Genomic DNA, 7,280 nt, shown 5'->3' on the forward strand with positions numbered 1-7,280 from the left:
GAGCCGTTCCGATCAGCCCTCCCACGGTTCTGCCATGGCGACGGCTATCTTGCGCGGGCCCGTGAAGGGCTCGCGGCCGTGGGCGGCGAGCATGTTGTCGACGATGAGGACGTCGTCGCGCTCCCAGTCGAAGCGGGTGGACGCCGCGCGGTAGGCCGCGCGCAGGTGGTCCATCACCTCGTCGGGGATGCGGCCGCCGTCCCCGTAGTACGTGTTGGTGGGCAGGTCCTCCTCGGCGAAGATCTCCCGCAGACCTTCCCGGACCTCCGGGGCCAGCGAGGTGACGTGGAAGAACGTCGCGTGGTTGAACCAGACGGGGGCGCCGCTCTCCGGGTGGGTGTGCACGGCGCGGCGCACCGCGGTGGTGCGCAGCCCGCCGTCCGGCCGCCAGTGCGGGTCCAGGCCCTTGCCGCGGCAGTACTCCTCGACCGCGTCCCGGTCCGTGGTGCCGAAGGCCTCCTGCCACTGCACGCCGAACTCGGCGTGGAAGTTGCGCACGACCCGCCAGCCGCGCCGCGCGAACTCGTCGCGGATGCCGGGGTCGATGTGCCGGTAGACCTCGCGGATGTCGGCGAGCGGGGTGGCGCCCTGGGTGAGGGCCGGCTCGATGCAGAAGAAGTACAGGGTGCGCGGCCAGGTCGCCTGGTAGGAATTCTCGTTGTGCAGGAAGATCTCCTCGCCCTGGGGGTAGTCGGTCGAGGTGTAGACCTGCCCCTTGATGGTGGAGCGGGGCGAGGAGCGCTCCGCGTAGGTGAGCGGCGCGGAGCGGGAGAACTCGCGGACCACGCCGTCGAATCCGTCCACCCCGCCCACCTCGAAGCCGCGCAGCAGGATCGCTCCGCGCTCGGCGAGGACGCGGCGCAGCTTGTCGTGGTTCTCGTCGATGAACGTGTGGACTGAGGTGCCGGGGGTGCCCGGCGGCGCGAAGAACTCGGCGGCGGTCATGCGGCGTGGGCTCCTTCCTTCTCGGTGTCGTGGGGCGCGGGGTCGTACGCGTCGCAGTCGTGCCGGTCGCTGTCGTGCGGGGCGCTGTCGTGCGGGGCGCTGTCGTGCGGCAGGTTCTGGATCTCCCGGTAGTCCCGCAGCAGTACGGGGCCCGTGCTGCCGGCCTCCCTGGCGAGCGCGGCGAACAGTCCGGGGCCCACCGGCAGGTTCTGCACGGTCCAGGTGTCCGGGCCGTTCGGCTCGGCGTGGGTGACGCGGACCGGGCCGTCGTCGGCGGGGCGTACCTCGATGGTGCGCAGGTCGGCGACGATGCCCACCCCGGAGGCCTTCACCACGGCCTCCTTACGCGTCCAGCAGTGGAAGAAGGCCGCCAGGCGGAGTTCCTCGGTGGGCTGGGCCCGCATGTGGGCCAGTTCGTCGTCCGTGAGCACGATCGCGGACGAGCCCTGGACGTCGACGGTCCTGCCGTCCTCGACGTCGGCACCGACCTGGTGGTCGGCGACGACGGCGAGCAGCCAGTGCCCGCCGGAGCGGGACAGGTTGAAGTCGAGGCCGCTGGGCGGCCAGTCGATGCGCGGACGCCCGTGTTCGGGATGCCGGCAGCGGGGGCAGGGCTGCCGCCCGAGCCTGATCCGCTCGGGCGGCTCGCCCAGGTAGCGGGCCAGGACCCGGCGCAGGGCCGCGTGCGCTCCCGCGTACCGGACGGCGGCCTGCGGCGACCTGCGGCGTACGATCCCGAGTTCGGCGGCGGAGAGCAGGGCGGTGTCCTCGGGGAGCAGCGCGTCCGGTGCGCGGCCCCGCCAGACGTGGACGGCGTCCTGCGTCCGCAGCCGCTCGAACTCGGCGGTCTCGGCAGTCATGGCGTCATCAGTCCGACATCGCCACCAGCACGCGACGGGCGCCGGTGAAGGGCCGGCGGCCGTGGGCGAGCGCCACGTTGTCGATGAGGAGCAGGTCCCCGGTGCGCCAGTCGACGTCGACGGCGTTGGCCAGGCCCCGGTCGCGGATCTGGGTCACGTACTCGGCGGGGATCGGGCTGCCGTCGGCGAAGGTGACGTTCTGCGGGAGTTCGTCCTCGGGGAGGATCTGGGCGAGGGCCGCGGCGGTGTCGTCGCCGAGGCCGGCCGGGTGCCACTGGTCGGCCTGGTTGAACCAGCCCTCGACTCCGGTGACCGGGTGCCGGACGGTGGCCGGGCGTACCGATTCGACGTGGATGCCGCCGTCGGCCTTCCACTCCCAGCCGGCTCCGGTGCCGTCGAGGAACGCCTCGACCTCCTCGCGGCTGTCGGTCTCGAAGGTGTCCTGCCAGCTCTTGCCGAGGCCGTAGCCGTCGTGCAGGTTCTGGGTGTAGCGGACGCCGCCGGCGAAGGCCTGCCTGACCTCGTCGTCGAGGGAGTCGAGCCACACCGCGGAGTCCAGGACCGGGGTCGCGCCGCCGCTGCCGGGCTGGATCTGGCAGTAGAAGGCGAGCCGGGCCGGCCAGGCGTGGGCGTAGCTCATCTCGTTGTGCATCGAGATGGTGAATTCCTGCGGGTACTCGGTCGAGGTGTAGACGTTGCTGCCGACCTTGGTGCGCGGCGAGTTGCCGTGCACGTACGCGAGGCGGTTCGGCAGCAGCAGGTCGAGGACGTCGTCCAGACCGGCCGGGGTCACCCCGAAGCCACGGAAGACCAGGGCCTTCTCCTGCACGATGAGTTCTCCCAGTTCGTCACCCATCGCTTTGAGGCGGTCGACCAGTTCCTCCGTGCCGCCGACGAGTTCGGTCTCGATCTCGAGCGGCGACCAGGTCTGCTGTTCAGTCATGGGACGATCCCTTCAGTATTCTCCAACTATCTAGGGGAAAGCTATAAATCTTCTATTTCGCCCCACTCCCTCCAGTTGTTGTGCGATGTCGGCCGTCAGCTCCGCCTCGCACGGGTCGAGGTAGAAGTGGTCACCGGGAAAGGACCGCAGCGTGAAGTCGCCCGCGGTGGTCAGTTCCGCCCAGGCCGCCACCAACGCCCGGTCGCGGCCGGAGCCGGGGTCGTCGTCGCCGATGTACGCGCTGACGGGGGCGCGCACAGGGGCCGGGCTCCCGGGCCGGTACGTCTCGATGAGCCGGTAGTCGGCGCGCAGCGCGGGCAGCAGCAGCTCCCGCAGCTCGGGGATGTCGAAGACCTCGGAGCCCAGGCTGCCGAGACTGCGGACGCCCGCGATCAGCGTGTCGTCGTCCTCCTCGTGCAGCCCGCTGTGCCGGGCCCGGTGCGGCGCTGCCCGGCCGGAGACCAGCAGTCGGGCGGCCGTGGTGCCGTGCCGGGCCTCCAGGCGCAGCGCCACCTCGTAGGCGACGGCGGAGCCCATGCTGTGGCCGAACAGCGCCACCGGCCGGTCGAGGTACGGGACGAGCGCCCGGGTGACCCGGTCGGCGAGGGCCGCCATGTCCTCGACGCACGGCTCGGCCAGCCGGTCCTGCCGGCCGGGATAGCGGACGGCGAGCACCTCGATGTCCTCGGGCAGCCTCGACGGCCAGCCGTGGTAGAGCTGGGCGGTGCCGCCGGCGTGCGGGAAGCACACCAGTCGCAGCCGCGGGTCCACGGTCCGCCGGTGCACCCGGAACCAGGCGGCCGGGCTGTCAGGTCCGCTCACGTTCGTCTCCCTTTCGCCCTTGGGCTTCGGTGTCGGCCGGCGCGTCCTCGGTGCGCAGGGCGGGGCTGAGTACGGCGCCCAGGGCCAGCAGCGCCATCGCGGCGCCGGTCAGCAGGATCGAGTCGGCGGCGCCCCAGAGTTCGAGGGCGAGGCCGGCGAGGAGCGCGCCGAGCGAGTTCGTGCCGGAGGAGATGAGGTTCGCCGTGCCGGCGACGCGGCCCTGGAACTCGTCGGGGGTGGTGCGCACCTGGTAGACGGCGGCGGCGACGTTGAAGACGGCGCCGACCAGGCTCGTACCGGCGAACAGCAGTCCGAGCAGCAGCGGTTCGGCCCGGGTGAAGGAGATGGCCGTCATCAGGCAGGCCCAGACGGCGAGCCCGCCGACGAGGATGGTGCGCTGGCTGCACCGGCGCATCCACCAGCCGCCGGTGAGCGCGCCGAGCATGCCGCCGATGCCGCCGCCCGTCACGACGACGGCGAGGACGGCCTCCGAGCGGCCCTCCTCCTTGATCATCAGGATCACGGCGAGGCTGAGGACCTGGAACAGCGCGTTGGTGCCGGCGACGAAGCCGAGCGCCGTGCGCAGGAAACGCCGGCGCCACAGCCACGCCATGCCCTCGGCGACCTCGCGGTGCAGCGCCTTGGGCGGGGCGACCCGTTCGCCCTGGAACTCCTTCCTGATGAACAGCAGGGTCACCAGTGAGACGAGGTAGGCGACCGCGCCGAACAGGAACGGCACCCAGCGCACCGCCGTGTAGAAGAGGATGCCGGCGGGCTGGCCGAGCAGGCCCGCCGCCCGGCCTCGCGCCTCGTTCTGCGCGAGCGCCTGCGGCAGTTGCTCCTCGTGCACCACATTGCGCACGGCGCCGCGTTCGGCCAGCCGGTAGAAGACGGTGAGGCAGGACTCGACGAACGCCACGGCGGCGATGTGCGCCACCTGGACCTGGCCGGTGAGCACCGCGACCGCGGCCGTGCCGAGCGCCAGCGCACGGCCCGCCTCGCACACCACCATCACGCGCCGACGGTCCCACCGGTCCACGAGCGCCCCGGCCGGCAGCTGCACCAGGAGGGCGGGCAGCAGGGCCGCGAAGGTCACCAGGGACATGGCGATCGGTGAGCGGGTGTGCCAGAGCACGAGCAGCGGATAGGCGACCGCGGTGACCCGGGTGCCGAGGAACGACATGCCCGCTCCGGACCAGAGCAGGACGAAGTCCCGGTTCCTGCGCAGCGGCGGCAGCTCGGGGCGGGCCTCGGCCGGTGCCTGGGGGGCGACGGTCACCGGGACCGCCCCGCGCCGTCCGCGGAACCGGTGGGCCCGCGGCGGCACCATTCCAGGACGGCCATGGCGCTGTGCATCTTGTTCTCGGCCTGCTGGAAGGCGATGCTCGCCGGGCCGTCGAGCACGTCGGCGGTGACCTCCTCGCCCCGGTGCGCGGGCAGGTCGTGCAGGAAGACGGCCTTGGGGCTGTCCTCCCACAGCGCCTCGCGGACCTGGAACGGCGCGAACAGCTCCCGCCAGTTCGGGTCCGGCTTGTCGGTGCCGGTGGTCTGCCAGCGCGTCGTGTAGACGGCGTCCTGGTCGGCGGGCAGCGCGTCCATGTCGTGGCGCTCGGCGAACCGGCCGCCATGGCGCTCGGCCTGCTCCGCCGCCCGGGCCAGGAACCGGTCGGCGAGCCCGTAGCCGGGCGGGGTGCGCAGCTCCAGCTCGACCCCGGGGAAGCGGGTGAGGGCCAGCGCGAGGGCGGAGGCGGTGTTGTTGCCCTCCCCCACGTACAGGACGCGCAGCCCCTCCAGCCGGCCGAACCGGCCGAGGAGCGTGGTCAGGTCGGTGAGCGCCTGGGTGGGGTGCTCGTCGGCGCTCATCGCGTTGATGACGGACATCCGGCTCTGGGCGGCCCAGGCGCGCATCTCGGCGGGGTCGTCCGCGGTGCGGGCGACGAGCACGTCGAGCATCCGGGACATGACCCGGCCGGTGTCCTCGCTGGTCTCACCGGTGTTCAGCTGGAGGTCGCCGTTGCCGTACGAGACGATCTGCGCGCCGAGCCTGAGGGCGCCGGCCGAGAAGGCCGTGCGGGTCCGGGTGGAGGTCCGGCGGAAGTAGATGCCGGCGATGTCGCCCTCCAGCGGGCGGGCCCCGGCGGGGCCCTCGGCGCTGAACCGGGCACCGCGGTCGACGATGGCCCGCAGGTCCTCGTCGGTGAGGTCGTCGATGGATATCAGATGCCGCACGGCGGGCGTCCTTTCGAAGGAAGGGTGGGGGCGGGTCCGGGAGCCGGACGTGCGGGGGTCACCGGGCCCACTGCCCGGCGCGTTCGCCGCCGCCGATTCCGGACTGCTCGCGCAGGCCCGCCGAGACGGCCTTGATGGCGGCGCGGCCCGATGCGGCGTTGGTCAGCACCACGAAGCCGGTGCCGTCGGAGATCCGGACGATCATCATGTTGCGGTAGCCGTGGGGCTCGCCGCCGTGCCCGGCCTCCAGGGCGGGGGCCTCCCCGTCGACCACCGTGCCCAGGCCGTAGAAGGTGCCTTCGCCGACGGGCGTGAGCAGTTCCTCGGCGAGCGACTTCGACAGGAAGGCGAAGGGCTCGCCCAGGAAGGCCCTGCGCAGTTCGACGGCGACCTTGGCGAGGTCGGCGGCGGTGGACCAGAGACCGGAGGAGGCGAGGTGCGGTCCGACGCGCCAGCCGCCCTCGACCGGGTCGCCGAGCGGCCCGTGTCCGACGGCCGCCGGCCTGCCCGACGTCTCCGGGTGGTCCTGGTCGAAGCTGCTGTGGGCCATGCGCAGCGGCTCGAAGACCGTACGGCGCATCAGCTCGGCGAACGGCAGCCCGGTGACGTCCTCCAGCAGCCGCTGGATCACCCAGTAGTTGGTGTTGGACACCCGGAACCTGGTGCCGGGCGCCACCTCGCTGTGCACCTGGTCGAGCAGCTCGGACAGCGGCGGCAGCCCGGCGCCGGGGGCGACCCCCTCGTACGGCACGGAGACCAGCCCCGACCAGTGCGAGAGCAGCTGGCGCAGGGTGACGGCCACCGGGGTGCCGGCCGGGTCGGTGATCCGCCAGCCGCCGGTGAGCCGGGGGTTGACGTCCGTGTCGAGGTCGAGGGTGCCCTCGTCGACCAGGCGCAGCACGGCGAGGGCGGTGATGTGCTTGCTGATCGAGCCGGCCTGGAAGAGGGTCGTCGGGGTGACGGGCCGCGTCGAGCCCGCCTCCAGGACGCCGTAACCGTGCAGCGACGCTACCTCGCCGTCGCGCAGGACCGCGACCGCGACGCCGGGGATGTGGTGCTCCTCCATGACGGGCAGTCGGTCGGCGGCGGGCGCCGCCGGGTCGTTGTCGGTGGCCGTCCGGGTGGTGCCGGGGCCGGCCGCGGCGTCCAGCTCGGCGGCCAGTTCGGCCAGGGTGTGCGTCTGGTAGAGCATCTGGAGGGTGATGGGCAGGTTCAGTTTCCGGGCCGCCGCCATCACCTTGATGATGAGCATCGAGTGGCCGCCGAGTTCGAAGAAGTTGTCGCCGGTGCCGACCCGGTCGAGGCCGAGGGTCTGCTTCCAGACGCCCGCCATGACCTTCTCCATCCCGGTGACGGGGGCCGTGTACGGGCGCTGCGTGTCGTCCTCGCCGTCCGCGTCGGGGGCGGGCAGGGCGCGGCGGTCGACCTTGCCGTTGGCGTTGAGGGGCAGGGCGGCCAGGGCGGTGAAGGCGGCCGGGATC

The 7,280-nt window shown here is 72.7% G+C and carries 7 protein-coding genes; all 7 read right to left on the minus strand.

Going from position 1 to position 7,280, the window contains the following annotated elements; translation table 11 throughout:
- Nucleotides 1–12 precede the first annotated feature (12 nt).
- Nucleotides 13–945 (minus strand): TauD/TfdA family dioxygenase, encoded by a 933-nt coding sequence (locus ACFW48_RS24005; protein WP_386317705.1) that lies wholly within the window; start codon nt 943–945, stop codon nt 13–15.
- The gene (locus ACFW48_RS24010) at nt 942–1,805 is read right to left on the minus strand and encodes a 4'-phosphopantetheinyl transferase family protein (RefSeq protein ID WP_386317706.1); all 864 of its coding nucleotides are present in this window, start codon (nt 1,803–1,805) and stop codon (nt 942–944) included. The genes ACFW48_RS24005 and ACFW48_RS24010 overlap by 4 nt, the downstream gene beginning before the upstream one ends.
- Nucleotides 1,806–1,812: 7 nt before the next feature.
- On the minus strand, nt 1,813–2,748 hold the full coding sequence (locus ACFW48_RS24015) for a TauD/TfdA family dioxygenase (RefSeq protein ID WP_386317708.1): 936 nt from the start codon (nt 2,746–2,748) through the stop codon (nt 1,813–1,815).
- 30 nt (nt 2,749–2,778) lie between these two features.
- On the minus strand, nt 2,779–3,570 hold the full coding sequence (locus tag ACFW48_RS24020) for a thioesterase II family protein (protein WP_386317710.1): 792 nt from the start codon (nt 3,568–3,570) through the stop codon (nt 2,779–2,781).
- Nucleotides 3,557–4,849, minus strand: coding sequence for an MFS transporter (locus ACFW48_RS24025; protein WP_386317712.1), 1,293 nt, complete (start codon nt 4,847–4,849; stop codon nt 3,557–3,559). Before ACFW48_RS24025 ends, ACFW48_RS24020 begins: the two co-directional genes overlap by 14 nt.
- Complete coding sequence (locus tag ACFW48_RS24030; RefSeq protein WP_386317714.1) at nt 4,846–5,799, minus strand: ornithine carbamoyltransferase; 954 nt, start codon at nt 5,797–5,799, stop codon at nt 4,846–4,848. Before ACFW48_RS24030 ends, ACFW48_RS24025 begins: the two co-directional genes overlap by 4 nt.
- A gap of 58 nt (nt 5,800–5,857) precedes the next feature.
- Nucleotides 5,858–7,280, minus strand: a 1,423-nt coding sequence (locus tag ACFW48_RS24035; RefSeq protein ID WP_386317716.1) for a serine hydrolase, incomplete at its 5' end; no start/stop codon positions are given.

The sequence above is a fragment of the Streptomyces sp. NPDC058812 genome, from assembly GCF_042744565.1.
In the GTDB taxonomy this organism is placed as follows: Bacteria; Actinomycetota; Actinomycetes; order Streptomycetales; family Streptomycetaceae; genus Streptomyces; species Streptomyces thinghirensis.

What these genes read in the sequence shown, in the direction of transcription:
- ACFW48_RS24005 (WP_386317705.1), bottom strand. Translation starts at nt 945, where the DNA reads ATGACCGCCGCCGAGTTCTTCGCGCCGCCGGGCACCCCCGGCACCTCA.
- ACFW48_RS24010 (WP_386317706.1), bottom strand. Translation starts at nt 1,805, where the DNA reads ATGACTGCCGAGACCGCCGAGTTCGAGCGGCTGCGGACGCAGGACGCC.
- ACFW48_RS24015 (WP_386317708.1), bottom strand. Translation starts at nt 2,748, where the DNA reads ATGACTGAACAGCAGACCTGGTCGCCGCTCGAGATCGAGACCGAACTC.